Origin of the sequence: Sphingomonas jeddahensis, assembly GCF_001981525.1 — a bacterium.
GTDB lineage: Bacteria > Pseudomonadota > Alphaproteobacteria > Sphingomonadales > Sphingomonadaceae > Sphingomonas > Sphingomonas jeddahensis.
Genome location: NZ_MPSB01000007.1, coordinates 25,476 through 50,580 on the forward strand (window position 1 = coordinate 25,476; position 25,105 = coordinate 50,580).

The following is a 25,105-nucleotide window of genomic DNA, read 5'->3' on the forward strand; positions in this document are numbered from 1 at the left end:
GTCGCAAGCGAACGCCCGACAGGTCTGGAGATTGACGTGACAACGACCCTCTACGGCATCCCTAATTGCGACACGGTGAAAAGGGCGCGGACCTGGTTGGACGGGCAGGGGATCGCCTACACATTCCACGATTACAAGAAGGCAGGCGTAGACACGACCGTCCTCGCGCGCGCGATCGAACGACTTGGCTGGGAAAGGGTCCTCAACCGTCGGGGCACGACCTTTCGCACACTGCCAGAGGCCGACCGCGCCGATCTCGACGCAGACCGCGCTACGGCGATCATGCAGGCGCATCCCTCGGCGATCAAACGGCCGTTGCTGGTCCATGACGACACGATCGAAGCCGGCTTCTCGCCCGAACGCTACGCCACCATCTTCTAACTCCTCCCCGAACCCGCTAAGCCCCCTCTCTATGTCCACCACCTTCACGATCGACAGCGCCACCAGTCGCGCCACTCCGGTCTCGGCGCCGATGAAGCGGGTCACCGTTCCCGCCGTCCGCCGGCGCAAGGGGGCCGAGCCGCTGGTGATGCTCACCGCCTATACGGTGCGCACCGCGCAAATCCTCGATCCCCATTGCGACATGCTGCTGGTCGGCGACAGCCTGGGGCAAGTGATCTACGGCCTGCCATCGACGGTGCCGGTGACGCTGGAGATGATGGCGGCGCATGGCGCGGCGGTGGTGCGCGGCAGCTATCATGCGCTGGTCGTGGTCGACATGCCGTTCGGCAGCTATGAGGCAAGCCCGGAGAAAGCGTTCGAAAGCGCCGCCTGGCTGCTCAAGCAGACTGGCGCCGCTGCGGTGAAGCTGGAAGGCGGCACTGCGATGGCCTCCACCGTCGCTTTCCTGTCCGAACGCGGCATTCCGGTGATGGGTCATGTCGGCCTCACCCCCCAAGCGGTTAACGCGCTGGGCGGCTATGGTGCCCGCGGCCGTTCGGAGGCGGAGGTGCGCAAGATCGTCGGTGACGCGCAGGCGGTCGCTGAGGCGGGCGCCTTTTCTGTCGTCATCGAAGGCGTGGTGGAGCCGATCGCGATCGAGATCACCCGCACCATCGACGTGCCGACCATCGGCATCGGTGCTTCGGCGCAATGCGACGGCCAGGTGTTGGTCGCCGAGGACATGCTCGGCATGTTTGAGCGCACGCCCAAGTTCGTAAAGCGCTATGGGGACATGGCCGGCTATATCGGCGAGCGCGCCGCCAGCTTTGCCGAAGAGGTGCGAAGCCGCGCCTTTCCCGGTGAGGAACAGACCTACGCCCCCAAAGCGTGATCCGCTTTCGTTTTCCGGCGCGCGCGCCTAAGGTCCGCCGCCTTCCCGTCAAAGTTTGGAGTAAGCCGTGGCGCTGACGCCGCAGAATAACGAAGCGTTCCTGCGCGAAGTCGACGAGGAACTGCGCAAGGATCAGGCCGCCGCGCTTGCCCGCCGCTGGGGCCTTGTTGTCCTGACGCTGGTTGTGCTCGGCCTGGTGATCTTCGCGGGCTATCTGTTCCGGCAGCATCGTCAGCGCGAAGCGGCCGGGCGCGAGGGCGAGCAGCTTCAGATGGTGTGGGACAATCTTGCGGCGGATCAGACCGCCAAAGCCACGCCCGCGTTGGCGCAGCTCGCCCAGTCGGACTCCGAGGGGTACCGCGCCGTCGCGCTGTTCACCCAGGCCGATCTGCTGCTCCAGAAGGATGATCTGAAGGGCGCAGCCGCGAAGTTTGCTGCCATCGCCGCTGACGAGTCCCTCGCCGAGCCGTTCCGGCACTTGGCGCTGGTGCGCCAGACCACCGCGGAATTCGACACGATCAAGCCCGAGCAGGCCATCGAGCGGCTTCGTGCCGTCGCTGTGCCGGGGAACGCCTATTTCGGTAGCGCCGGCGAGCTCGTCGCGCTTGCTTATCTCAAGCAGAACAAGCGCGATCTGGCTGGCAAGCTGTTCGGCCAAATCGCTCAGGACGAACAGGTGCCCCCCTCGATCCGTCAACGGGCGGTTCAGATGGCAGGCGTACTGGGCGTTGACGCCGTGCCGGCGGATGCAGGTGCGAAAGAGGACGTAAACAAGCAATGAAGAAGTCGATTGCCGCGCCGATCGCGCTAGCCGCGTTGATGGGGCTGAGCGCCTGCGGCATTTTCAAGGGCGGTGGTTCCAAGAAGACGCCGACCGTGGGCAATCGCGTTCCGATCCTGGTTTCGGAAAACGCGGCGGAAGCCGATCCTGCGCTGGCCGGCGTCCAAGTGCTGCTGCCTGCGGCGGTGGCTAACCCGGAATGGTCGCAGCCGGGCGGCAACGCCGCCAAGTGGATGGGCCATCTGGCGCTTGGCGCTGCGCCGACGCGACTGTGGACGGCAGCGATCGACGGCGGCAGCAATCGTCAGCGGCTCGGCGCCGCGCCTGTGGTGGCCGAGGGCAAGGTCTTCGCCGTTGATGTCGATGCGCGCGTTCACGCCTTCGCCGCGGATACCGGCGCGTCGCAATGGACCACATCGCTGACGAACAGCGACGAGAACAAGGCCGCGCGCTTCGGCGGCGGGGTCAGCTATGATGGCGGACGCGTCTATGCCACGGATGGCTTGGGCGACGTTGTCGCGCTTGGCGCTTCGGACGGCGCGGTGGCATGGCGGGCCAAGCCCGGCGGCCCGCTGCGCGGCGCGCCGACCGTGGCCAACGGCCAAGTCTATGTCCTGAGCCAGGACAATCAATTGTTCGCGCTCGACCAGAATGATGGCAAGGTGCTCTGGACGGCCAGCGCCAGCGTGGAGACGCAGGGCGTGTTCGGCGTCGCGGCGCCGGCGGCCGCGGCCGGTACGATCGTCGCCGGTTTCTCCTCGGGTGAGCTCAACGCCTATCGCTACGAGAACGGTAGGACGCTGTGGCAGGATGCGCTGTCGCGCACCAGCATCTCGACCTCGGTATCCAGCCTGGCAGATATCGACGCCAATCCGGTGATCGCCGATGGCCGCGCTTATGCCGTGGGGCAGGGGGGCCGGATGGTCGCGGTGGAGATCGCCACCGGCCAGCGCCTGTGGGAGCAGAATTTCGCCAGCATCTCCACGCCTTGGTTGGCGGGTGAGTGGCTGTTCGTCATCACCGACGATGCGCGGCTGGTTTGCCTGTCACGTGCCAATGGCAAGGTGCGATGGATCGGCCAGCAACAAGCCTATCGCAATGTCGAGAAGCGCAAGAACGCTTACACCTGGTTCGGCCCGGTGCTGGCCGGCGACCGCTTGTGGCTCACCAACTCGCGCGGCGAACTCATCGGTGCCTCGCCGGCCGATGGCAGCGTGCAGATGACGATCAACGCGGCTAAGTCCTTCACCCTCCCGCCGGTGGTCGCCAACCAGACGCTGTATGTACTCGATCAGGCGGGGAAGCTGTCGGCGTATCGGTGACGCACGTTCGTCACTCCCGCTTGCGGGGGGGGGGTTGACAAGGGTGAGTGGCGTGGCGCCTGCAATGCCGTCACCCTGAACTCGTTTCAGGGTTCACCGATCCGCCTGCGCGGCTGGGGCGTGTGCCACGGTGGATGCTGAAACAAGTTCAGCATAACGGCAGGCGAGAAGGCGGGATGCCGCCGCGCATGCTACAACGCAAAGCTCCCGCTTCCGCTCGCTCCTCCATCACTGTAGGGCCGATCGATGGCACGTCTCCCCACCGTCGCGATTGTCGGCCGACCCAACGTCGGCAAATCGACGCTGTTCAACCGCTTGGTCGGCAAGAAACTCGCGCTGGTCGATGATCGTCCCGGCGTAACCCGCGATCGTCGAGAGGGCGATGCGCATCTCCTCGGCCTTGATTTCCGCATCGTCGACACCGCCGGTTACGAGGATCACGACGCGCAGTCGTTGCCCGGCCGCATGCGGCTCCAGACCGAGGCTGCGGTCGCGTCAGCCGACGTCGCGTTGTTCCTGGTCGATGCACGCGCCGGCGTGGTGCCGCTCGACGAGGAGATCGCGCGCTGGCTGCGCGGCTCGACCACGCCGATCGTGCTGGTCGCCAACAAGGCGGAAGGGCGTGCTGGCGAACAGGGCATTCTCGAATCGCTTGCGCTCGGTTTCGGCGACCCCGTCCAGCTATCGGCGGAGCATGGCGAGGGGGTTGCCGACCTGTTCGAAGCGCTCCTGCCGCACCTTGAACGCGATGAGACGGTGGAAGACGAGCCGGAGGATGATGATCCCGCCGCGCCGCTGAAGCTCGCCATCGTCGGCCGGCCGAACGCCGGCAAGTCGACGTTGGTCAACCGGATCCTGGGCGAGGATCGCATGATTACCGGCCCAGAAGCCGGCATCACTCGCGATTCTATTGCCATTGACTGGGAATGGCAGGGCCGCCCCGTTCGACTGATCGACACTGCTGGCATGCGCAAGCGCGCCAAGGTGCAGGACAAGCTGGAAAAGCTCTCGGTCGCCGATGCGTTGCACGCGGTTGATTTCGCGGAAGTGGTGGTGCTGCTGCTCGACGCCACCTTGGGTCTTGAATCACAGGATCTGCGTATTGCCGATCGTGTGCTTGAGGAAGGACGCGCGCTGATCATCGCGCTCAACAAATGGGACGTCGCGCAGGATCCGTCGTCCCTGTTCAACGGTGTCAAGGCGGCGCTGGGCGAGGGCCTCAGCCAGGTCAAGGGCGTCCCGCTGATTACTGTCTCGGCGATGACCGGGCGCGGCATCGACCAATTGCTCAGCGCCGCGTTCGAGACGCGTGAGGCCTGGTCACGCCGCGTGCCTACGGGTGAGCTCAACCGCTGGTTCGAGCGCGCGATTGAAGCTAATCCGCCGCCCGCACCGGGCGGCAAGCGGATCAAGATGCGTTACGTCACGCAGGTGAAGAGTCGCCCGCCCAGCTTCGTGATCTTCGGCACCCGTGTTGACCAATTGCCGGCGAGCTACGAACGCTATCTCGTCAACTCGATGCGGCGTGATCTGGGGTTTGGGGCAGTGCCGGTGCGCCTGACCTTGCGTGCTCCGAAGAATCCGTTCGGCGGCTGACGCTTACCTTACGTTTACGCTGTCCGGATAATCGGGCGCGCAGGAACCAAGGTCGCGTGCGACCCGGTTAGGGGACGGGATCGTGTCGTTTGAGGGCAGCGCTTTGCTCGATTGGGCCGCGTTCGCGCAGGCGAAGGCGGAACTAGGCGCTGCCTTCGTTCGGATCTTGGGATATTTTCGCGAGGACGGGATCAAATCCGTATCTGCGATTGAGGCGGCGATGCGGGCGCAGAACGCCGCCGCGCTTGTTATTCCCGCGCATACATTAAAGGGGGAGGCGCGCCAGTTCGGCGCCATTCCGCTCGCGATATTGGCTGAAAAGATCGAAGTGATGGCGCGCGATTGCGTCGAAGCGCATGAAACGCCGGAAGGTGCGCTACAGGACGTGGTGGCGCTGCGCCCGTTGTTCGTCAGCACGCTGGCGCTGCTGGAACGCGATGCCAACCCACCCGCCGAACGACGCCCCGTGCAGGGTTTTGGTCGCCGATCGATATCCGGGACGATTGCGGGAAGCGTCTAGGCCGGCGCGGGTCGTGCGCCGGCCCGCAATACATCAGGCGTGTGGAGTGTCCGCCTCGGAGTTGAGCTGGATATAGTTCTGCAGCCCCATGCGCTCGATCATCTCGAACTGGCGCTCCAGCGTATCGACATGTTCTTCCTCGCTGATGAGGATTCTGGTGAACAGGTCGCGGCTGACGAAGTCCTTGACCTCTTCGCAATAGGTGATTGCGGCCTTCAGCTGCCCGACGGCCTCGATCTCCATCGCGAGATCGGCCTTGAGCACCTCTTCCACCGTTTCGCCGATGCGCAAGCGACCGAGCAGCTGGAAGTTGGGCAGACCATCGAGGAACAGGATCCGCTCCGCCAGCCAGTCGGCATGCTTCATCTCATCGATGGATTCGTGCCGCTCGTACTCGGCGAGCTTCTTGATGCCCCAATGTTCGAGCAGGCGGTAATGCAACCAATATTGGTTGATCGCCGTCAGTTCGTTCTTCAGCGTCTCATTCAGAAACTCGATGACGCGCGCGTCGCCCTTCATTGAAAATACCTCCGTGTCGCCGCGCCCTTTAACTTGGCGATGGTTCGGTCGGCAATCAAAAAGTGGCGGTTTTCTGCGGCTTTCTGAAGATGCAACTGTTATGCAGCAGCACGCTCTTCATCGATAATAGCTCGCGCAAACGGCGTGCATTGCCCGCATTTCGGCTGAAGGCCCAATTTCCGATAAGCCTGGCACGCCGTCGTTGATCCGGCGCGTGCAGCTTCCCGCACCTGGCATTCGCGGATGGCATTGCAGACGCATACGACCATGAACGGCTCCTTCCGTTGCGACGGTCATTACCGCTAGTGAGAACAGGTCGCAAGTGCTTTTGCGCGTCGTTCGCAACAGCATGCACTCAGCCTAACGGAGCAGCGCGTCGCATCAACGCAGCGATCCGGGCGCTTGCTGCACGCCACGCCCACTCCGCGGGGCCTTGGCCGAATCGCGCAAGCAACGGCTTGGACCAGCAGATAATCGCAATCCAGACCGCGGCCACGACCGGATAGAGCTGCCACCGTTCCAGCGCGCCGAACCATCCCAGACCATAGCCGTGGAACAGATAGGTACAGATCAGACTCGTGCCGAGATAGTTGCTGAGCGCCATCTGCCCCACCGCGGCAAGCCGCTCGGCGAGGCGGGGGAGGGCGCCGCTTTGCACCAGCCATATCGTCGCGGTCGCGTAAGCCAGCGTCACCGCCGGGCGGAGCAGCACGAGGTGGAGCGGTTCCGTCAAAAGCAGGGTGATTGGATCGAAGCCGCTGGCGCTGATCCACCACGCGACCAGCGCATATGAGGGGAGGCCGATACCGAAGCCGAGGAGCAGCACCGCACGCTGCTGTTGCCGGGGCCAGCGGCCGTGGAAGAACCCGCTGCGATACAGCGCCATACCGGCCAGCATCAGCGCCAGCGTTTCCGGAATGGTTCTGGGCAGGACATTGCGGTGCGAGTCCCAGGTGAGCGACACGCGCATCGAGGCCGCTTTTCGCCAGCCTTCGCCAAAGGCGGCAACCTCTGCCGAAGCTTTTCGGTGAACGTCGGCAATCCCAGCCTGATATGTCGCCCATTTTTCGCGTACGTCAGATGCCGCATCCGCTGCCGTGGCGCGCGCTTCGAAATATCGCGCGGCGCTATGATCCATCACGCCGCTCGCCAGTTGTGCCACCATCAACAGTGCGGCGATGGCGAGCAGCCGCGATACGTCCCACCGCCACGCCACGAACGCCACCGCGCCGCAGATAGCGTACAGGACCAGGATATCGCCCGACCAGATCAGATAGGCATGCACCATTCCAATCGCCAACAGGCTGATCATGCGGGCATAATGCACAAAGACGGGCCGCCCGCCGCCGGCCGCAGCACGTTCCGCGATCAGCACGGTGGAGGCGCCGAATAGCAGGGTGAAAAGGCCGCGCATCTTGCCGTCGGCCACCACAAAGGTGACCGCCCAGGCCCACCAGTTCGCGCCCTCCGCCCCGCCGTAAACGGTCGGGTCGAGATAGGCATAGCTCGGCATGGCGAAGGCGACGATGTTGGGCAGCAGGATGCCGAGCACCGCGACCCCGCGCACGACATCGATCGTCGCGATCCGATCGGTTGGGGCCTGCGCCGTCACCGGTTGCGTGCTTCAGCCGTCCGCGAGCTTGACATTCCTGCGCTCCGCCGCCCGCTGTGCCGCCAGATAGGCGACGCCAGCGCTGGTGAGGGCGAGCAGGCCGACGACCAGCGCATCCGCGACCATCATTACCCAGACAAGCCAGTCCGCTCGACCCATGGCGCCATAGCCGAGCGCATGATGAAGCAGCATCAGCGGCACCGTGCCAGCGACGGTATAGCCGACCGTCCGCCAGAAGCTGCCCGCCATCAACGCGATCGACCGCGGCGGGCCGATCCGCGCATTGCCGAGCGGCCAGGCAACGAGCCAGGCGGTGAGGTAGATGCCGATCACGCTGGCGCCGATCGCCCCGGCGAGGGTCACATAGCTCGACAGGCGCGGACCCAGGCCGAGTACAAGGCCCACCGGCGGGCCGAACAGGACCAGCCACTGAATGATCGCCTCGAGCGCGAAGAGAATGCCGAACAGCGTCGCCGCCGGGCGCTCGATGCGCTTGGCGCGATCGGCATCACGGTTCCAGGCCATGTAGCGGACGAACCAATAGCCCGGCAGGATCATCGCCAGCGTTTTGGCGAAGCCGAGCGTCAGCCGGCGTTGGTCGAAGATCGCCGCCGCACCGAGCCCGTGCCGGTAGAGGCCAAGATCGATTTCAACGACATGCTGCGCGAATTCGACCAGCACCGGGATGGAGAACAGCACCGGCAAAGCTAGCGAAAAGGCGCCGGCGTCGGCGTAGAGCCGCTTGATGTCGTTCCACATGGTGCCTGCCCGCATGTCGGGAGAGGGACAGAGAGGCAAGTCGCTCACGCCTAGGCGGCACGGGCAAATCGCGCCAACGGACTCGTCACCCCGGGCTTGACCCGGGGTCCCGCTTATCAACGAAGGGGTCCGAAGCAGCGGGACCCCGGGTCAAGCCCGGGATGACGGGAATGAAATCACGCCGTCAGCAGGCGCTTCTCACCCGCGATCTTCATCATCGCCTTTTGCAGCTTCTCGAACGCACGCACCTCAATCTGGCGGACGCGTTCGCGGCTGACGCCATAGACCTGGCTGAGTTCCTCCAGCGTCTTGGGATCGTCGGTCAGGCGACGCTCGGTCAGGATGTGCTTTTCGCGGTCGTTGAGATTGTCCATAGCGCTGACCAGCATGCCATGGCGCACGTCGGCTTCCTGCGCCTCCGCCACGACCTGGTCCTGCAACGGCGCATCATCCTGCAGCCAATCCTGCCACTGGCCTTCGCCATCTTCGCGCATGGAGACGTTGAGCGACGTGTCGCCGCCCATCGCCATGCGGCGGTTCATGCTGACCACGTCCGCCTCGGTCACGCCGAGATCGGTGGCGATCTTCTGCACGTTCTCGGGCGTGAGATCGCCGTCCTCGAACGCGTCGAGGCGGGCCTTCATGCGGCGCAGATTGAAGAACAATTTCTTCTGCGCGGCGGTGGTGCCCATCTTCACGAGGCTCCACGACCGAAGGATGAATTCCTGGATCGAGGCGCGGATCCACCACATCGCATAAGTGGCGAGGCGGAAGCCGCGATCGGGCTCGAACTTCTTCACGCCCTGCATCAGGCCGATATTGCCCTCGCTGATCAGCTCGGACACGGGAAGGCCATAGCCGCGATAGCCCATCGCGATCTTGGCCACCAAGCGCAGGTGGCTGGTGACGAGCTGCGCCGCCGCCTCCGGATCGCCATGCTCCTGAAAACGCTTGGCGAGCATATATTCCTGCTCGGGCGCCAGGATGGGAAACTTCTTGATCTCGGCGAGATAGCGGTTGAGACTCTGCTCGCCGCCGAGTGCGGGGATCGTCGCAGGGACGTTGCCGCTTGCCATGATTACCTAATCTCCCTTTCCGGGGAAACGCCTTCTCGCGTCCTCGCGAAGCGCTTTCACCCTATACGTCGAGTTGACTGAACAGTTCCTGCATGTCTGTCGGCATCGCGCTATCGAACGATAAAGCGACGCTTGTAATAGGATGAACGAAGCCTAACCGGGCGGCGTGGAGCGCCTGACGGCGGAACGAAAGTTCATCAAGTACACGCTTGTGAGCTTGTTTTGTTCTACCATAAACCGGGTCGCCCAGCAAGGCGTGGCCGATCGAGGCCATATGGACGCGCACCTGATGGGTGCGGCCCGTTTCCAGCCGACATTCGACCAGCGCCGCCTCGCGCAGGCGCTGCTCGGTGCGGTAATGAGTCACCGCGCGCTTGCCGCCCTGCACGATCGCCACCTTTTTGCGGTTCTGCGGCGAGCGGGCGAGGGGAGCGTCGACCTTGCCCTCGGGCGGCATCGGGCGGCCGCCGACGATCGCCTTGTAGCGGCGATCGATCGTGTGCGCGGCGAATTGCTTGGCGAGGCCTTCGTGAGCGCGATCGGTCTTAGCGGCGACCATCAGTCCGGATGTGTCCTTGTCGATGCGGTGGACGATGCCCGGTCGCGCGACGCCGCCGATCCCGGACAGCGAGCCGCCGCAATGGTGGAGCAAAGCATTGACCAAGGTGCCGTCGAGATTGCCCGCAGCAGGATGGACGACGAGGCCCGCGGGCTTGTCGATGACGATGAGGTGATCGTCCTCGAACGCCACCACGAGCGGGATGTCCTGCGCCTCGTTATGCGCTGGCGTGGGGGCGGGGACGGCGACCGCGAACACCTCGCCCGCGGCGGCGCGCTTGGCCGGATCGCGGACCAGCACGCCTTCGCGCTGCACCTGGCCGCCGTTGATCAGCACCTTCAGCCGCTCGCGCGACAGCGTCGGCACGGCGTCGGCGAGCGCGCGATCGAGCCGCCAACCATCGGCGGCCGGCGCGATCGTTGCTTGAATGATGGAAACCCCCCGGTCCATTAGGTGTACTAGATGGATATGACGCTCCAGATTTCAAGATCGCTGGTGGACCAAATCAACTCGGAAACGATGCGTTCACGACTGGAGGTCTGCGGATTGCTGCTGGGCCAGCGCAGCCAGGTGGAAGCAATCGCGCCATGTGCGAACGTCCACACGACACCCGCAACTCACTTCGAGCTCGACCCCGCTGCATTGTTTCGCGCGCTGCGGGCGGCGCGGGGGGGCGGATCGCGGGTAATCGGCCATTATCACTCGCACCCTTCCGGCGACGCCCTTCCCTCGATCACTGACGCCGCGTCCGCGCCGCCGGACGGTGCCTTTTGGCTGATTGCTGCAAGCAGCGATCTCACCGCTTGGCGCGCGGTGCACGACGGAGCGGTGCACGGGCGCTTCGATCCGGTGACGCTCGCCATTGCGCCCTAGACTCTGCTGCGTCATGGAACGGCCATGACCATCGACCCCGTCGAGTTCGCCAGCCTCCTCTGCTCGCGCCTGTGCCACGATCTGCTGTCGCCGATCGGCGCGCTCAACAACGGGCTGGAGCTGCTCGCCGACGAGACCGATCCGGCGATGCGCGAGCGATGCATGGAGCTGATGGCCGAAAGCGCGCGCACGTCCGCGGCGAAGCTGAAGTTCTTCCGCCTGGCGTTCGGCGCGGCGGGCGGCTTTGGCGAAGCGGTCGATACGCGCGAGGCGCAGCAGGCGATTGAGGGGCTGTTCGGCGAGGCCAAGCGGCTCAAGATCAACTGGCTGGTAGAGGAGCCGATGCTACCCAAGGCGGCGATCAAGGTCCTGTTGAACCTGTCGATGATCGCCGGTGATACGCTGGTGCGCGGTGGGTCGCTCGATATCGGCAGCGAGAGCAGCGACGGCGCGATCGAGATCGTGCTCAAGGTGGAAGGCCCGCGAATCACGCTGGACGAGGAATTGCGCGGCACGCTGGTGGCTGGACGCGCGTCGGACGCGGTAACCCCGCGTGCGGCGGCGGCGTTCCTGGTGCATGAGATGGTGAAAGCCGCCAACGGGCGCGTCCTGGTGAGCGCGCCGGCGGATGGCGTGCTGTTGTTCGGAGCGACGATGCGCCCGAAGTAGCGCCTCTGATCCTCCCTGCCGTGAGAAGCCCTATCCGGTGGGTGAGGGGCGGCGCAGCAGGCCACGGCCGAGTTACGTTACCCGGCAAGGTTTCATGATATAGCGTTCGAGACCCATATCGATCGGGGTTTGGTCCGGTCGTCCCGGCAATCGCGTCGTTGAGGATCCGCATAGTGCTTTGGCTCGCGTTGCTCCTTCAATCTGCCCAGCCTGCACAAGCCGAAGCAATGCCGCCGCCGCTCCATGGCGGGCCACGGGACATGGTCTGTCCTGTCGGCGGTGAGCGCTTCGCCTCATGGCAGGCCTCAAGTTACAGCACCTGGGGTGAACGACCTGATGGCCGACCGTACGGTTACATGCGGTTTCCATTCCCGCTCCCTGAATGTCCCGGCAACAAGCTGGTCGTGTTCAACGCATTCTCGGCCGCGGAAACGACTGAACTGAGCCGTTTGATCGCACTGCCGGCGTATCGGAGGATGATTGAAGCGGAGACGAGCTATTATCGTGCCTATTGGCTGGCGACCAATCTCGGGCGGCCGAAAACCGAAGCCCTTTGGTTACTGCTATCTGCAATATGGCAGGTTTCGCCTGACGACAGGGCGGGAGCCGCGGCCGTCAAAGCCGATGCAACGCCTCACCCGTTACCAGAAAGTCTTCGTGCGTGAGATTCAGCGTCTCGACGCTGCGGTTTCGGCAAAAGATCGCGTGGGGCTGGAGGCACGAGCAGCTAATGCGATGCGGCAGATGGGGCAATTTCGTGTGGCAGAAGGCTTGCGACAGCAGGCCGAGCAATCACTTGATGGCATGACCGAGAAGGAGGGATGGAACATCTATCTTTCCCGGTTGACGGCTCCGATCGCACGTCATGATTCCAGCATCGAGCCGCTCGACATGATCCCGACAATGCAAGTTGCATTTGCATGCGCGCGCGTCGAACCGGCGAGCACCTTCGATCGAACGGCGTGCGCCGAGCCGGAAGTGGCAGAGAAGGTGCGCGAGCTTCGGCGAATCCGGCAGAAGAATCCGCCAGCGCCGCGGTAAACCCGGAATTTACCGGTGCCGGCGCACTGTTGGCCGGCAATGGACGATCTGCTGCAGGAATTCATCGCGGAAACGCGCGAAACGCTTGGCGCTCTGTCAGGCGAGATCGTCGCGTGGGAGGCCGATCCGGCTGATCGCGCGCGGCTAGATGCGATCTTCCGCTTCGTCCACACGGTGAAGGGGAGCTGCGGCTTTCTCGATCTCCCGCGGCTGGCGCGGCTCAGCCATGCGGCCGAGGACGTGCTGCAAAGCGTTCGATCGGGCGAGCGGGTGCCCGACCCCGCGCTGGTCAATGCGGTGCTCGCGATCATCGACCGAATCGGCGAGATCGTCGAGGCGATCGACGCCGGCAACGCGCTGGACGATTCGACTGAAGACCAGTTGCTTGCTGCGCTGCAGGGCAAGCCTGCCGAGGCACCGCCGCAGCTCGTCACGCCTGTTTCGAATGCACCGCGCGCGCCGGCGCGTAGCATTCGCCTGTCCGTCGATCTGCTCGACCGGATGATGAACGGCGTGTCGGAGATGGTGCTGGCGCGCAACGAGCTCGCGCGTCGTTTGCGCGACAGCGGCGATGCCACGCTCGAAACAGCGATCGATCGCCTATCGCTGACGGTTGCCGAATTGCGCGATACGGTGACGCGCACGCGGATGCAGGCGATCGAATCCTTATTCTCCGCGTTGCCGCGGCTGGTGCGCGACACGGCCGGAACGCTGGGCAAGCGTGTGTCGCTGGCGATCGACGGCGCCGAGGTGGAGCTTGATCGCGAAATGATCGAGCTGCTGCGCGATCCGTTGGTCCACATCGTCCGTAATGCGATCGATCACGGGATCGAGGCACCCGAGGAGCGCCGTCGTGCCGGCAAACCTGAGGTTGGCCGGCTGTCGATTGTCGCGCGCCAATCGGGCAATCGCATCATCGTCGAGATTGCCGACGACGGACGTGGGATCGACACGGCGCGGCTCGTTGGCAAGCTGGCGCGGCAGGAGCCGGACCGCGCGGCCGAGCTCAACGCGCTGAGCGAACGCAGGCGGCTCGACCTGGTGTTCGAGCCGGGCTTGTCGACGCGCGACGAGGTGACCGCCATGTCGGGGCGTGGGGTCGGCATGGATGTGGTGCGCACCAACGTCGAGCAGATCGGCGGCAGCATCCGGCTCGACAATGTGCCGGGACGCGGGCTGACGACGACGATCGAAGTGCCGCTGACGTTGGCGATCCTGTCGGCGGTGGTCATCGAGACCGGCCGCGCGCGCTATGCCGTGCCGCGGCAGTCGGTGGAGGAGATCGTTGCCGCTGGTTCGAGCGCGGTTCGGATCGATGCGGTAGGCGATGCTTTGCTGGCGACGGTGCGCGGGCGGCGATTGCCGCTCGTGCGGCTCGGCGATGTGCTGGGTGTCGGCGATGCGATCGGCACCATGCTGATGATCGTGAACCTGCCCGGCGGCACCTTTGCCCTGGGCGTCGATCACGTCGACGATACGCAGGAACTGGTGGTGAAGCCGGTTGCCCCGGCGGTGATGGCGGCGGGCCTTTATGCCGGCCAGATGCTGCCCGATACCGGCGTGCCGCTGCTGTTGCTGGATTGCGCAGGGGTGGCCGCGGCCGCCGGCGTATCGTTCGAGCGGGTGGTGGAGGCAGAGCCCGAGATCGAAGAGCCGGCGCCTGAAGGGACATCGGCGCTGCTTTTCGAGGCGCTGGACGGGCAGCGACGGGTAATCCCGCTGGCGGCGGTGGAGCGGATCGAGCCGGTGCCTGCCGGATCGACGCGCGCGGCGGGGGGGCGCTGGTGGGTGTCGGCGCGCGACGGCGTGCTGCCGTTGATCATCGATGCTGGTAAGGCACCTGGAGGATCCGATCTGGCCATGCTGATGCTGGCGAGCACGGAGGCGGCCACCGGTTATCTGGTGCGGCGCGCGCTCGACATCGTCACGATTCATGATGATCTGCTGCCGTCCAGCAACCCTGCCATAGCGGGCATCGTGGTGATCGAGGGCGAACCGCTGGAGGTGATTGATCCGGTGCGGCTTGCCGGTGGCGCGGCGCGCGCGGTGAAGCGGCCAATCTGTCTGGTTCAGGGGCTGGACGGCGGCTGGGCGGATAGCATGTTGCGCCCGATGATCGAGGCGGCCGGTTATCGGGTCGCGCAGGCGCTGGCGCCCGGCGAAGTGGCTGCCGTGACATTGGCAGCCGGTGATGAGCGAGCGACGGGCGGGAATGTGGTCTGGCTGAGCCGCGATACCGCGACCGGGCGGCCGCAGATCGACCCGCAGGCACTGGCTCAAGCGCTGGCGCTGGCGCCGGGAGCGGGCCGGTGAGCGGCGCGCTTCATCTGCTCGCGCATGTCGGCGGGCGGGCCATCGCCGTTTCAGCGGAGGCGGTCGATTCGGTGGTAGACATCCCGGCGATCGTACCTGCACCACGGTCGCATCCGGCGGTGCGCGGTTTGGCGGCGCTTCGCAGCCGAGTGGTGACGGTAATCGATACCTGGCAAGTGCTCGATCTGCCGCGCGGTGACGACGATGCACGGCGCGCGATCATCACGGTGATCGACGGGCACCATCATGCCGTGTTGGTCGATACACTGGAGGATGTCGCGCCGCTTGAGGTGGAGCCCGTCCCCGCAGGCCTGACTCTTGGGCCACGTTGGGCATCGGTGGTGACAGGATCCGCGGAACGCGACGGCGAGCCGCTACTGGTGGTTGATCTCGCGCGGCTGGTCGGCGGAATCGTCGCGGCCAATTAACGCGGTCCTTACCGTTCGGCCTGCACAAGCTTTGGACAGATAAGGTGATGGGGTTCGCGTGATGAAATCATGTCTGGTGGTCGACGACTCCAAGGTGATCCGCAAGGTCGCCCGCCATATCCTTGAAGGACTCGATTTCACGGTTTCGGAGGCGGCGGATGGGCGCGAGGCGCTCGACGCCTGCCTTGCGAGCACGCCCGACGTGATCCTGCTCGACTGGAACATGCCGGTGATGAGCGGGATGGATTTCCTGCGTGCGCTGCGCGAAACTCCGCTGGGTGCCCGGCCCAAGGTGGTCTTCTGCACCACCGAAAACGGCGTGGCGCACATCCGGGCCGCCATCGAGGCCGGTGCCGACGAATATGTGATGAAGCCGTTCGATCGCGAGACGCTGCAAAGCAAGTTGCAGATCGTCGGCGCCGCCTGAACGCCATGGCATCGCGCCCGGCCCGATCATTTGCGCCCGCGGGCGCGCGGCAACGCGTGCTGATCGTCGATGATTCGGCGGTCGCGCGCGCGGTCTTGGCGCGGATGGTGGAGGATGCGGGCGGATGCACCGTGGCAGCCGCGGTGAGCGACGTGCCGCGTGCCTTGCGCTTTCTGACCGAGGAGACCGTGGACGTCATCCTGCTCGATCTGGAAATGCCGGGGATCGACGGCTTGACCGGCCTTCCGGACCTTCTGGCCGCGGGAGCCGGGGCCAAGGTGCTGGTGGTTTCCTCGGCAGCGGGCGAAGGCGCCGCAGCGACGATCGAGGCGCTGGCGCTTGGCGCGGCGGACACGCTGGTGAAGCCGGGCCGCGCCGTGACTTCGGGCGGGTTTGCCCAGGCACTCGGGGAGAAGCTGGCGCGGTTGAACGAACGGCTAGAGCCGGTGGTGAACCCCGTTGCGCGCCTAGCGGTTCCGCAGCGCGACTTTGACGTGGTGGCGATCGGTGCATCGACGGGCGGCATTCATGCGATCAATGCGCTGTTGCAGGCGCTGCCGGCCAGCTTCCACGCGCCGATCGTCATCACTCAGCATTTGCCGGCCGCTTTCATCCCTTATTTCGTCGGCCAGTTGGAGGCGGCGACCCGGCGCCGTTGCGTGGTGGCAAGCGACCGTATGGCGCTGGACGCGGGCATGATCGTGGTGGCGCCAGGCGACGCGCATGTGGTGGCGGCCTTGCTGCCGAGCGGCCGGACAGCGGTGCGCCTGTCTCGCACGCCCGTGGCGAACGGCAACATGCCCTCCGTTGATCCCATGTTCGAGACGTTCGCGGATCGGTTCGGGTCGCGGCTGCTCGCGGTGGTGCTGAGCGGGATGGGACGTGATGGGCTGAAGGGCGCGACGCGGGTGCGCGAACTCGGCGGCACGGTGCTGGCCCAGGACCAGGCAAGCTCGGTTGTTTGGGGCATGCCCGGCGCGGTGGCGGCGGCGGGCATTGCGGACGCGGTGCTGGCGCCCGAGGCGATCGGTGCCTTTATCGCCGAGCGCAGAGCCGTGGCGGCATGACGGCCGTACCCTCCGGCGATACCCCGTACGCCACCCCCATCACGCTGACCGCGCTGGCATCGCTGCTGGAATCGCGCACCGGCCAGCGGATTGCCCCCAATCGGGCGTGGCGAATCGATACGGCGCTGAAGCCGCTTGCGGCGGAAAACGGCCTAGGCTCGATCGATGAGTTGGTTGGTCACGTTCGCGGCGGCAGCAATCCGGCGCTCGCTGACCGGATCGTCGACGCGCTGCTGAACCAGGAAACGTCGTTCTTCCGGGATGCCGGGGCGATCGAGGCTGCGGCGGAAGCGATCGCCAGCATTGCGCCGGGCACACCGCGCATCTGGTGCGCGGGCTGTGCCACGGGACAGGAGCCGCTGTCATTGGCCATCGCCTTTGCCGAGCGTGGCGGGGCATTGGCCGATCTGATCGCGACCGACGTATCGGCCGCGGCGATCGCACGGGCGCGGGCGGGGCGCTTCACCCAGTTCGAGATTCAGCGCGGCTTGCCAATCCGGCGCATGCTTCGCTGGTTTGAGCAGGACGGCGATGATTGGGTCGCACAGGCGGAATTGGTGCGGCGGATCGTGTGGCGACGTAGCAACCTGGTGGTGGATGCCGCGCCCGGCGGCCGGTTCGATGCGGTGTTCTGCCGCAACGTCCTGTTCTACCTCGCGCCCGAAATGCGGACGCGCGTGTTGGATCTGATCGCCGGTAGCTTGCGGCCCGGCGGGCTGCTGATGCTGGGTGCGGGCGAGACGGTGATCGGGCAATCCGGCCGCTTCGTTCCAAGCAAGCGCTTTCGCGGCCTCTACGAGCTATTGCCCGCGCGTTGAACGGCGTAGCGGCGCACGCAGCCGCAATGTAAGGCAAGCGGCATACCGGCCGCGCAGGAGTTTCCATGACGCCAATCGAGGCGCCATCGCCCAATTTCGACGACCGCACGCTGCCGATCACGATGATCGTGCTCCATTATACCGGCATGGCGGACGGCCCGTCGGCGGTCGCCCGGCTGCGCGATCCTGCGGCCAAGGTGTCGGCGCATTATGTCGTGGAAGAGGACGGCAGCGTGTTTTGCCTGGTGCCGGAAGACAAGCGCGCCTGGCATGCCGGCCGTTCGCACTGGCGCGAGATCGAGGACGTGAACTCCGCCTCTGTCGGTATCGAGATCGTCAATCCCGGGCATGACCATGGCTATCGGCCGTTTCCCGACGTGCAGATCGATGCGGTGATCCGGCTCGTTCACGGGATCAAGGATCGGTACGAGATCACGCGCGGCAACATCGTCGCGCATTCCGACATTGCTCCCGCCCGAAAGCGCGATCCCGGCGAGCTGTTTCCCTGGCACAAGCTCGCGCGGTTACGCCTCGCGCTGCCGCGGCCGACGAAGAACCTGATGGACCCGATGTGGGGGGAGGCGGCGTTCCTGCTCGCGCTGGAGCGCTTCGGCTATGACGTGGCCGACAAGATGGCGGCGATCATGGCCTTTCAGCGGCGGTTTCGCCCGGAACTGATCGACGGGGAGATCGATGCGGAATGCCGCATGATCCTGCTGGCGTTGTTGCTGCCCAGACCGCAGGGAGATGATTGAGCGCATTGTCCTGCGCGTCCATTCGTCCCGAAGCATGAGCACAGCTGACCTACAAAAAAGAAAGGGGCCAGCGTGTTAAACGCTGATCCCCTCCCATTGCTGTTGTTTATTGGTGGCCATGCGAGCCTTACTTCTCGCCGTTGTCCTTCACGCCAACGACGGGAACCTCAACCTCGGTCTTTTTGGTGCCGACGACGACTTCCTTGCTGTCGAGATCGACGTCGGGCATCGCGCCGCCCTTTGCACTCACGTCCACGTCGGGAAGTGCGCCTTCCTTCACGTCGGCGCTCCAGAAGCCCGTCGCGAAGAGTAACACTGCGATGACGGCGACAATGCCGAGCACGATCGCAATCACGCGACCACCGCCGCGGCGGCGAACGCCTACACCGTCATCGGTTGCGCGATAATCCGCCATATTACTCTCCCGTTACACGTTGTTTCCAGATAGCCGAACCGCCACAGAACGGTTTTGTTCCGGCTTCGGAATGACGGTCATTTGCAACGAACGGGCGTTTGTTGTCGGCTTGGTGTCGTTATGTTGAGTGCTGTTGGCGGGTACGGCTCCATCAGGTTCGCCGCCCGGACAACAAGCAGCTTCGCCAATAGGCGTCTGCCGCTGCGCGGTGATTGCTTTTCATTGCAGTCCCGCTACACGCCGGCGCACATCAGAGGGCCGGGCGGCCGCGTCGTGGTTCGCCACGTCGAGGAAAGTCCGGGCTCCGCGGAACAACGGTGGCGGGTAACGCCCGCCGGGGGTGACCCCAGGGAAAGTGCCACAGAGAGCAGACCGCCTAATCTTTTAGATGAAGGCTTCGGCCAGGCAAGGGTGAAAGGGTGCGGCAAGAGCGCACCGCGCTTCCGGTAACGGCGGCGGCATGGCAAACCCCACCGGGAGCAAGACCGAATAGGGGCGGCATGGGGACTTGATCCCCGGGGTGTGTTCCCACCTGCTGCCCGGGTTGGTTGCTGGAGCGCGTCGGCAACGGCGCGCCGAGAGGAATGGTCGCCCATCCCGAGAGGGAGGACAGAACCCGGCTTACAGGCCCTCTGGTGTCATCTTTAACCCCGCCCCTGTTTAACCTTGGCGCTTCAATCGCTAGATGGCGGGGGATGGCGCGTTCTTCCCGTTCCAATGATTGGGGTTTTCCCCGCTGGCGTGCCTATGGCGCCGCGCGTGAGGCGACGCAGGTGCGGTTATGCGATCGTCACGGCTGCGAGGAGCCGGGCAATTGCCCTGCGCCCAAGTCCCCCAATAGCCCGGAGCGCTGGTATTTCTGCCAGGCACATGCCGCGGAATACAACAAGGGCTGGAATTACTTCGAGGGCCTGAACGCCGAGGAAGCCGCTGCGCGCGAGCAGGCGGAGCGGCGCGATGCGTCGGGCTTCGAACAGTCGCGCTATCAGAGCTGGGCCGGATCGGGCGACGGCAGCCGGTCGCGCGACGAGATGAAGGCGCTGGAAGTGCTTGAGGTAGAGGTGGACGCCAGCTTCGAGGATATTCGCACGGCATGGCGGCGGCTCGCGAAGTCCAACCACCCCGATGTGCGCCCCGGCGATGCGGAGGCGGCCAAGCGCTTCCAGGCGATCCAGGCGGCGTACGAGGTGCTGCGCACGGCGGAAGAGCGGCGGAGTTGGAAGCCCGCGTGAAGCGCGCCAAATCAGATTGGAGCGGCGCGCTGCTGGTGTGCGCCAAATGTTCAAAGAAGGTGGGCGGCGGGTTCGGGCCGAAGGGACGCGAGCGGCTGGCCAAGGCACTGCGGCATGAGCCGGGCTTCGGCAAAGGGCGCAAGGCCGCATTCGGCGTGATCGAGGTGAAGTGCCTTGGCCTGTGCCCGAAGGATGCGGTGACGGTGGTGGATACGCGCCGTCCGGGCGAGTGGCTGGTGGTGCCGGCTGGGAGCGATGTCGCGGAGCTGGCAGGGCGGTTTTCTTAAACTCCTCCCCGTGCCGGGGAGGAGTTTAGAGGTAGCGTTTCGCCGTTTCGCGGATCAGTGCGATCATGTTGGGGACGCCCTGGGTCCGGTTCGAACTCAGCTGATTCTTCAGGTCGAACGGCGCCAGCGCGCCCTCGATGTCCGTTGCCGAGATCTCGGAAGGCGCGCGATCCTGCACCGTCTTCAGCACCAGCGCGATGATCCCCTTGGTGATCGCGGCATTGCTGTCGGCGAGGAAGTGCAGCGTGCCATCGGCCGCGCGCGTCGGATAGACCCAGACAGAGGCGGAACAGCCGCGCACCAGCGTCGCATCGGTCTTCAGCGCATCAGGCATCGGCTCCAGGGCGCGACCCAGATCGATCAAGAGGCGGTAGCGATCGTCGGCGTCGAGGAACTCATATTCGTCGCGAATGTCGGCCAGCTCGGTCATGGCGGCTGCGCCTAGACCTTGGGTACTCAGGGGGCAACCGCGACGGTGTTGCCGGCGTCACCATCAACCCGTTCGTGCCGAGCTTGTCGATGCACGTGTTGCGGAAGGTGCCGCTTGTGACACGCCATTCGACAAGCTCAGGGCGAACGGTGATGTATGTCCGGCGCGTGGGTGCTGGCTTAAAGATCCACGCCTGCAGCAATCGCCTCCAGCTTGCGGATGCGTTCGCGCAGGTCGGCGATCTCGATCCGCGCGCTGGCGCTGGTCGGCGCTGGGGCGCGAGCGTCGGCGTCCTGGCGCAGTTCCTGCTCTTTTAGCCGGAGCCAGCCGCGCCAGCCAGCGAGGCACGCGGAGATCAGCATCGCCAGCCCCGCGAGCGCGGCGGTTGCCATGATCAGGTAGAAGCTCGGGTCAGGCATGACAGTGGCTCCCTTATTTAACGGCTCAGCGTCGAAAGAATCAGCGGTCGCGCAGTTCTTCGATCTGACGGCTCAGATCGGCGCTGCCGTGATTGTCGGTGATGACGCGCTCCAGCACGGCGATCCGCTCCTTCAGCTGGCGGATCTCCTCGCGGCTGGCGATCGCCTCGGCGGGGAGCGCATGCTGTTCGCCGGTGCGCCCCATGGCGCGGTACTTTTCCTTGGAAACCCGCGCGATGGCGGTGATCAACACGATCCCGAGGACCATGAAGACAACGGACCAGGGCATCTCAAATCCTCTTCGTTCGAGTGGTTCTAGTTGGTGCGCACAAAGGGCGCCGGCAGTTCACGCAAGCAGTCGATCTCGTCGGAAATGGCGATGCCCTTGTCCGTCACGATCCGTTCCAGCACGCGCACGCGCTGCTCCAGCCGTTCGGTATGCGCGGCATATTGTGCCGCCTTTTCGGCCGTCTGAGCGGTGAGCGCCTCCGCCATCCGCTCCTTGTGCTTCAGCCAGCGCTGGAACATGCAGCTGCCGATGCCCAGGATGACGGGCAAGCCGACCACGATCATGAAGAAGGCGAGGAAAACCCAGGATTGCATGGCGTGAGGCCTTTCAGTTCGCGCGGTCGCGCAAAGCTTCGATCTCGTGGCTGAGCATGTGGCCGCTGTCGGTGACGATCCGCTCCACGTTCTGCAGCCGATCCTTGATCGCCCCCAGCTCGGCTCGAAGCTGGCCGTTCTCCTGCGTCAGCAGTTTTACCCGCTCCACCGTTTCGTCATCGCGCTTGGGATAGATTGCCTGGCCCCAGGCGCCGTCCAGCGGATAGCCGTTCTTGATGCGCAGCCAGGTGGTGAGCACCCAGCCGGCGATACAGACCGACACGAGCAGCGCGATCAGCGGGAACAGGCCTTGGATGATTTCGAGCTTTTCTGGCGACATGATTGTTCCTCTCCCATCGGCGCGCGTTCAGCGCAGCCGCTCGATCTCGTCCGCAAGCTGAGTGTTGCGGCTGGTGTAATGGGTCTCGATGTCAGCCAGTCGCCGGTCGAGTTCACGGAATTTGGAGCGGACCTCCGCGGTGGTGCGCTTCGGGTTGGAGCGCACGCCTTGCCAGAACTTCGCGTCCTCGGGCGATCCGTAAAGGTTCGCGGGGCGATCCTGCGCCATCCAGCCGATCAGCAGATAGGCGATGAGCGTCCAGGGGAAGCCGCCGGCGAGCGTCAGCAGGATCATGCCGATGCGAACCCACAGCACCTCGATCCCGGTATAGTCTGCAATGCCGGCACATACGCCCTTCCACTTGCGATCCTGGCGGTTGAGGTAGAATTTGGTGCGGCTGTTGTCGGCCATCAGTTCCTCCCCTTGATGCGATCTTCGAGACGATAGTCGGGCTGCGAGTGATAGTCGGCGAGGCCGGGGCGGAAGTCGGGATTGTCCGCAGCGACGATGCGCTCCACCGTGTTGACCCGGTCCTCCAACCGCTTGGCCAGCGAGTGAAGCTCGTCCAGCAGCGCCTCGTCTTCCGTAGTCATGCCGCCCGGCGCCTGCTTCCACTTGGTCACGTAATGCATGATCAGCCAGGGCAGCCCGATGAAGAGCATGCCGACGACGAAGATCGGTACGAGCACGTCTTCCATCTCAATTATCCCCGTTCGAGCGGTTGTTCAGGCGCGCCTTGAGCGCGGCGAGTTCGGCATCGACGCGGTCGGACGCCTTTAATTCGGCGATTTCCTCGTCGAGGCTCTTGGGCTGGGCGCCCAGCCCCAGGGCATCGGCGCGGCCCTCGGCTTCGTCCACCTTGCGTTCCAGCATCTCGAACCGGCTGAAGGCATCGTGGGTGCGGGGGCCGTTCCACATCTCGCGCAGACGGGAGCGGTTGTTGGCGCTCTCCAGCCGCGTTGCGATGTTGTTCTGCCGGGTGCGCGCTTCGCGCAGCTTGTTCTGAAGCTTCGCGATGTCTTCCTCCGAGCCGCGCAGTGTATCGTCGAGCACGGCGACCTCGGCGCGCAGCTGGTCGATCATGTCGGTCGCCTTTTGGCGCTCCATGAGGGCCGCCTTGGCGAGATCCTCGCGATCCTTCGACAGCGCGAGCTCCGCCTTGTCGGTCCAGTTGGTCTCGATGTCGGAGAGCTTGGCCATGTGGCGGCGCATCTCCTTGATATCCGCAATCGTCCGCGCGGCGGACGCGCGCACCTCGACCAGCGTCTCCTCCATTTCCAGGATGATCATGCGGATCATCTTGGCCGGATCTTCTGCCTTTTCGAGCAGCTCCGCCATGTTGGCGGCGACAATGTCGCGGGTGCGGGAAAATATGCCCATCAACGAAACTCCTGGTGATGCCCTTTTATAGGCTTGCCGCCGGGACGAGGCGAGGGAAGACCTGTCCCGGCGGCGTCGTTCACGCGACCGCGCGAACGATGGGGGTGGCCGATCCCGCTTGCGCCGGGCCGACCGCGCCGAGCACCATGGTGGTGCTGAGCACGATGGTGCAGGCGATGGCGGCAAGGGTGCGGCCGATGTTTGCGAACTGGGTCATGGCGGTGTCTCCTGTACCTGCTATTTCGGTTCCCGTTTTCCGGGGATGCTCGATGCTTTGCAGGGGGCGTGCCAATTTCATCAGGTGGCTCAGCTACGGCGACGCGGACAAGGCGAAAGCACGGAGATACAAGGACTTGGCCGTTTGAGGCTGTGTTTTCGTGCGGCTTGAAGGTGATATGAAGCGCTGAAACACGTCTTGCCAAGCATTGGGAAAATGCGCCAAGCGTTGGGCGAACGGGGCGAGGCGCAATGGTCGAACGGGCGACACAAGTGATCGGTCAGTCGGGCGCGTTCCTCGACGCGCTCGAGCGCGCCAGTCGCGCGGCGGGGCTGGACCGGCCGGTGCTGGTGATCGGGGAGCGCGGCACCGGCAAGGAGCTGGTCGCCGAGCGGCTCCACCGTCTCAGTCCGCGGTGGGATCAGCCGCTGGTGGTAATGAACTGCGCCGCTCTGCCCGAAACGCTGATCGAGGCCGAACTGTTCGGCCATGAAGCGGGGGCTTTCACGGGCGCGACCAAGGCCCGTGTGGGGCGGTTCGAGGAGGCGGACGGCGGGACGCTGTTCCTCGATGAACTCGGCACCTTGTCGATGGGGGCGCAGGAACGGCTGTTGCGCGCGGTCGAATATGGCGAGGTGACCCGCATCGGCGCCTCGCGCCCGATCCGTGTCGATGTGCGCATCGTCGCCGCGACCAACGAGCATCTGCCCGACAAGGTCGACCGGCACGAATTCCGCGCCGACCTGCTCGACCGGCTGTCGTTCGAGGTGGTTACGCTGCCGCCGCTGCGCGCGCGCAAGAGCGACATCATCGTGCTGGCGGATCATTTCGGGCGGCGTATGGCGGCGGAAATGGGCTGGGAGCGCTGGCACGGCTTCGCGCCGGCGATGCAGGATGCGCTGCGCGATTATCGCTGGCCCGGCAATGTGCGCGAGCTTCGCAACGTGGTGGAGCGGGCGGTTTACCGCTGGGATCGCGAGGGGCCGATCGAGGTCGTGGAGTTCGATCCGTTTCAGTCGCCGTTTCGTCCGGGAAGCGCCGCCACAGCGCCGATCATGCCGACTCCAGCGCCGCAAGAACCCCAGCCGACATCCTCCAGTGACGGTGACGAAGTGGCCGCGTGCGATGTCGGCCCGTCCGATTTCAAGAGTCGCGTGGCGCTGTTCGAGAAGGAACTGCTGTCCCGCGCGCTGGCGGACAATCGCTTCAACCAGCGCGCGACCGCAGATGCGCTGGGGCTGACATACGATCAGTTGCGCCATGCGCTGCGCCGGCACGATCTGATTGGGGCAGGAGGGTGATCGCATCGGTTGCGTAACGAGCGCGCCGGAGCCATTTGGGAAGCGTCGCGTTCCGTTTCGCGAACCCCAGAAG

34 protein-coding genes and 1 other RNA gene are annotated in these 25,105 nt (G+C 65.1%); 19 read left to right on the forward strand and 16 right to left on the reverse strand.

Translation table 11 applies throughout. From position 1 onward, the window contains the following. Positions 1 to 36 precede the first annotated feature (36 nt). From SPHI_RS08945 to SPHI_RS08970, 6 genes are all read left to right on the forward strand, one after another. Positions 37 to 381, forward strand: a complete 345-nt coding sequence (locus SPHI_RS08945) for an ArsC family reductase (protein WP_076744590.1) — start codon at positions 37 to 39, stop codon at positions 379 to 381. A 31-nt stretch (positions 382 to 412) separates the two neighbouring features. Then, positions 413 to 1,273, forward strand: a complete 861-nt coding sequence (gene panB, locus SPHI_RS08950) for a 3-methyl-2-oxobutanoate hydroxymethyltransferase (protein WP_076744591.1) — start codon at positions 413 to 415, stop codon at positions 1,271 to 1,273. 67 nt (positions 1,274 to 1,340) lie between these two features. Further along, entirely contained in the window at positions 1,341 to 2,054 is a 714-nt protein-coding gene (locus tag SPHI_RS08955; protein ID WP_076744592.1) for a tetratricopeptide repeat protein, read from the forward strand. Beyond that, the gene (locus SPHI_RS08960; protein ID WP_076744593.1) at positions 2,051 to 3,376 is read left to right on the forward strand and encodes an outer membrane protein assembly factor BamB family protein; all 1,326 of its coding nucleotides are present in this window, start codon (positions 2,051 to 2,053) and stop codon (positions 3,374 to 3,376) included. The genes SPHI_RS08955 and SPHI_RS08960 overlap by 4 nt, the downstream gene beginning before the upstream one ends. A gap of 246 nt (positions 3,377 to 3,622) precedes the next feature. Next, positions 3,623 to 4,972 carry a ribosome biogenesis GTPase Der gene (gene der / locus SPHI_RS08965; RefSeq protein ID WP_076744594.1) on the forward strand — a complete coding sequence of 450 codons (1,350 nt, stop codon included), beginning with the start codon at positions 3,623 to 3,625 and terminating at the stop codon, positions 4,970 to 4,972. Between the two features lie 82 nt (positions 4,973 to 5,054). Next, a complete protein-coding gene (locus tag SPHI_RS08970; protein ID WP_076744595.1) occupies positions 5,055 to 5,492 on the forward strand; it encodes an Hpt domain-containing protein in 438 nt (145 codons plus the stop codon). Positions 5,493 to 5,525: 33 nt separating this feature from the next. Here the strand turns inward: SPHI_RS08970 and bfr are convergent, their stop codons facing one another. The 6 genes from bfr to SPHI_RS09000 all read right to left on the reverse strand — a co-directional run bounded on the left by bfr (position 5,526) and on the right by SPHI_RS09000 (position 10,467). After that, entirely contained in the window at positions 5,526 to 6,011 is a 486-nt protein-coding gene (gene bfr / locus SPHI_RS08975) for a bacterioferritin (RefSeq protein ID WP_076744596.1), read from the reverse strand. 98 nt (positions 6,012 to 6,109) lie between these two features. Beyond that, the gene (locus tag SPHI_RS08980) at positions 6,110 to 6,280 is read right to left on the reverse strand and encodes a (2Fe-2S)-binding protein (RefSeq protein ID WP_076744597.1); all 171 of its coding nucleotides are present in this window, start codon (positions 6,278 to 6,280) and stop codon (positions 6,110 to 6,112) included. A gap of 86 nt (positions 6,281 to 6,366) precedes the next feature. Then, positions 6,367 to 7,623 (reverse strand): DUF418 domain-containing protein, encoded by a 1,257-nt coding sequence (locus SPHI_RS08985; protein WP_083719913.1) that lies wholly within the window; start codon positions 7,621 to 7,623, stop codon positions 6,367 to 6,369. A 12-nt stretch (positions 7,624 to 7,635) separates the two neighbouring features. Continuing rightward, a complete protein-coding gene (locus SPHI_RS08990; protein ID WP_158049668.1) occupies positions 7,636 to 8,430 on the reverse strand; it encodes a hypothetical protein in 795 nt (264 codons plus the stop codon). Positions 8,431 to 8,558: 128 nt separating this feature from the next. Continuing rightward, entirely contained in the window at positions 8,559 to 9,458 is a 900-nt protein-coding gene (gene rpoH / locus SPHI_RS08995; protein WP_198927838.1) for an RNA polymerase sigma factor RpoH, read from the reverse strand. Positions 9,459 to 9,519: 61 nt separating this feature from the next. After that, positions 9,520 to 10,467, reverse strand: a complete 948-nt coding sequence (locus SPHI_RS09000) for an RluA family pseudouridine synthase (protein WP_076744600.1) — start codon at positions 10,465 to 10,467, stop codon at positions 9,520 to 9,522. A gap of 45 nt (positions 10,468 to 10,512) precedes the next feature. On the opposite strand from SPHI_RS09000, the gene SPHI_RS09005 reads away from it, so the two are divergent. From SPHI_RS09005 to SPHI_RS09045, 9 genes are all read left to right on the forward strand, one after another. Continuing rightward, complete coding sequence (locus tag SPHI_RS09005; protein ID WP_233130821.1) at positions 10,513 to 10,890, forward strand: M67 family metallopeptidase; 378 nt, start codon at positions 10,513 to 10,515, stop codon at positions 10,888 to 10,890. 24 nt (positions 10,891 to 10,914) lie between these two features. Then, entirely contained in the window at positions 10,915 to 11,559 is a 645-nt protein-coding gene (locus tag SPHI_RS09010) for a histidine phosphotransferase family protein (protein WP_076744602.1), read from the forward strand. A gap of 624 nt (positions 11,560 to 12,183) precedes the next feature. Then, positions 12,184 to 12,600 (forward strand): hypothetical protein, encoded by a 417-nt coding sequence (locus tag SPHI_RS09015; protein WP_076744603.1) that lies wholly within the window; start codon positions 12,184 to 12,186, stop codon positions 12,598 to 12,600. A 39-nt stretch (positions 12,601 to 12,639) separates the two neighbouring features. Further along, positions 12,640 to 14,913, forward strand: a complete 2,274-nt coding sequence (locus SPHI_RS09020) for a chemotaxis protein CheA (RefSeq protein WP_076744604.1) — start codon at positions 12,640 to 12,642, stop codon at positions 14,911 to 14,913. Beyond that, complete coding sequence (locus tag SPHI_RS09025) at positions 14,910 to 15,341, forward strand: chemotaxis protein CheW (RefSeq protein WP_076744605.1); 432 nt, start codon at positions 14,910 to 14,912, stop codon at positions 15,339 to 15,341. Before SPHI_RS09020 ends, SPHI_RS09025 begins: the two co-directional genes overlap by 4 nt. Positions 15,342 to 15,402: 61 nt before the next feature. Then, positions 15,403 to 15,768, forward strand: coding sequence for a response regulator (locus SPHI_RS09030; protein ID WP_076744606.1), 366 nt, complete (start codon positions 15,403 to 15,405; stop codon positions 15,766 to 15,768). 5 nt (positions 15,769 to 15,773) lie between these two features. After that, positions 15,774 to 16,835, forward strand: a complete 1,062-nt coding sequence (locus SPHI_RS09035; RefSeq protein WP_076744607.1) for a chemotaxis protein CheB — start codon at positions 15,774 to 15,776, stop codon at positions 16,833 to 16,835. Next, positions 16,832 to 17,653 (forward strand): CheR family methyltransferase, encoded by an 822-nt coding sequence (locus SPHI_RS09040; protein ID WP_198927839.1) that lies wholly within the window; start codon positions 16,832 to 16,834, stop codon positions 17,651 to 17,653. The genes SPHI_RS09035 and SPHI_RS09040 overlap by 4 nt, the downstream gene beginning before the upstream one ends. Before the next feature lie 65 nt (positions 17,654 to 17,718). After that, positions 17,719 to 18,408, forward strand: a complete 690-nt coding sequence (locus SPHI_RS09045) for an N-acetylmuramoyl-L-alanine amidase (protein WP_076744608.1) — start codon at positions 17,719 to 17,721, stop codon at positions 18,406 to 18,408. Between the two features lie 127 nt (positions 18,409 to 18,535). Here the strand turns inward: SPHI_RS09045 and SPHI_RS09050 are convergent, their stop codons facing one another. Further along, positions 18,536 to 18,823, reverse strand: a complete 288-nt coding sequence (locus tag SPHI_RS09050; RefSeq protein WP_076744609.1) for a hypothetical protein — start codon at positions 18,821 to 18,823, stop codon at positions 18,536 to 18,538. A gap of 250 nt (positions 18,824 to 19,073) precedes the next feature. Between SPHI_RS09050 and rnpB the strand changes: the two genes are divergently transcribed. From rnpB to SPHI_RS09065, 3 genes are all read left to right on the forward strand, one after another. Then, an RNA gene (rnpB, locus tag SPHI_RS09055) (RNase P RNA component class A) lies at positions 19,074 to 19,463 on the forward strand. A gap of 55 nt (positions 19,464 to 19,518) precedes the next feature. Continuing rightward, positions 19,519 to 20,055 carry a J domain-containing protein gene (locus SPHI_RS09060; RefSeq protein ID WP_076744610.1) on the forward strand — a complete coding sequence of 179 codons (537 nt, stop codon included), beginning with the start codon at positions 19,519 to 19,521 and terminating at the stop codon, positions 20,053 to 20,055. After that, complete coding sequence (locus SPHI_RS09065; RefSeq protein ID WP_076744707.1) at positions 20,052 to 20,342, forward strand: hypothetical protein; 291 nt, start codon at positions 20,052 to 20,054, stop codon at positions 20,340 to 20,342. The genes SPHI_RS09060 and SPHI_RS09065 overlap by 4 nt, the downstream gene beginning before the upstream one ends. A gap of 25 nt (positions 20,343 to 20,367) precedes the next feature. Here SPHI_RS09065 and SPHI_RS09070 read toward each other — a convergent pair whose 3' ends face one another. The 9 genes from SPHI_RS09070 to SPHI_RS15115 all read right to left on the reverse strand — a co-directional run bounded on the left by SPHI_RS09070 (position 20,368) and on the right by SPHI_RS15115 (position 23,731). Further along, complete coding sequence (locus tag SPHI_RS09070) at positions 20,368 to 20,772, reverse strand: SufE family protein (RefSeq protein WP_076744611.1); 405 nt, start codon at positions 20,770 to 20,772, stop codon at positions 20,368 to 20,370. 179 nt (positions 20,773 to 20,951) lie between these two features. Next, positions 20,952 to 21,191: a hypothetical protein gene (locus tag SPHI_RS09075; RefSeq protein WP_076744612.1), complete on the reverse strand. Its 240-nt coding sequence runs from the start codon at positions 21,189 to 21,191 to the stop codon at positions 20,952 to 20,954. 40 nt (positions 21,192 to 21,231) lie between these two features. Continuing rightward, a complete protein-coding gene (locus tag SPHI_RS09080; RefSeq protein ID WP_233130823.1) occupies positions 21,232 to 21,480 on the reverse strand; it encodes a hypothetical protein in 249 nt (82 codons plus the stop codon). Between the two features lie 26 nt (positions 21,481 to 21,506). After that, positions 21,507 to 21,794, reverse strand: a complete 288-nt coding sequence (locus tag SPHI_RS09085; protein ID WP_076744613.1) for a hypothetical protein — start codon at positions 21,792 to 21,794, stop codon at positions 21,507 to 21,509. 13 nt (positions 21,795 to 21,807) lie between these two features. After that, positions 21,808 to 22,134, reverse strand: a complete 327-nt coding sequence (locus SPHI_RS09090) for a hypothetical protein (RefSeq protein WP_076744614.1) — start codon at positions 22,132 to 22,134, stop codon at positions 21,808 to 21,810. 27 nt (positions 22,135 to 22,161) lie between these two features. Further along, positions 22,162 to 22,545, reverse strand: a complete 384-nt coding sequence (pspC, locus tag SPHI_RS09095; protein ID WP_076744615.1) for an envelope stress response membrane protein PspC — start codon at positions 22,543 to 22,545, stop codon at positions 22,162 to 22,164. Further along, positions 22,545 to 22,832, reverse strand: coding sequence for an envelope stress response membrane protein PspB (gene pspB / locus SPHI_RS09100; protein ID WP_076744616.1), 288 nt, complete (start codon positions 22,830 to 22,832; stop codon positions 22,545 to 22,547). Before pspB ends, pspC begins: the two co-directional genes overlap by 1 nt. A 1-nt stretch (position 22,833) precedes the next feature. Next, entirely contained in the window at positions 22,834 to 23,514 is a 681-nt protein-coding gene (gene pspA, locus SPHI_RS09105; RefSeq protein WP_076744617.1) for a phage shock protein PspA, read from the reverse strand. A 79-nt stretch (positions 23,515 to 23,593) separates the two neighbouring features. After that, on the reverse strand, positions 23,594 to 23,731 hold the full coding sequence (locus tag SPHI_RS15115) for a hypothetical protein (RefSeq protein ID WP_198927841.1): 138 nt from the start codon (positions 23,729 to 23,731) through the stop codon (positions 23,594 to 23,596). A gap of 251 nt (positions 23,732 to 23,982) precedes the next feature. On the opposite strand from SPHI_RS15115, the gene pspF reads away from it, so the two are divergent. Beyond that, positions 23,983 to 25,032, forward strand: a complete 1,050-nt coding sequence (pspF, locus tag SPHI_RS09110; protein WP_076744618.1) for a phage shock protein operon transcriptional activator — start codon at positions 23,983 to 23,985, stop codon at positions 25,030 to 25,032. The last annotated feature ends 73 nt before the right edge of the window (positions 25,033 to 25,105 follow it).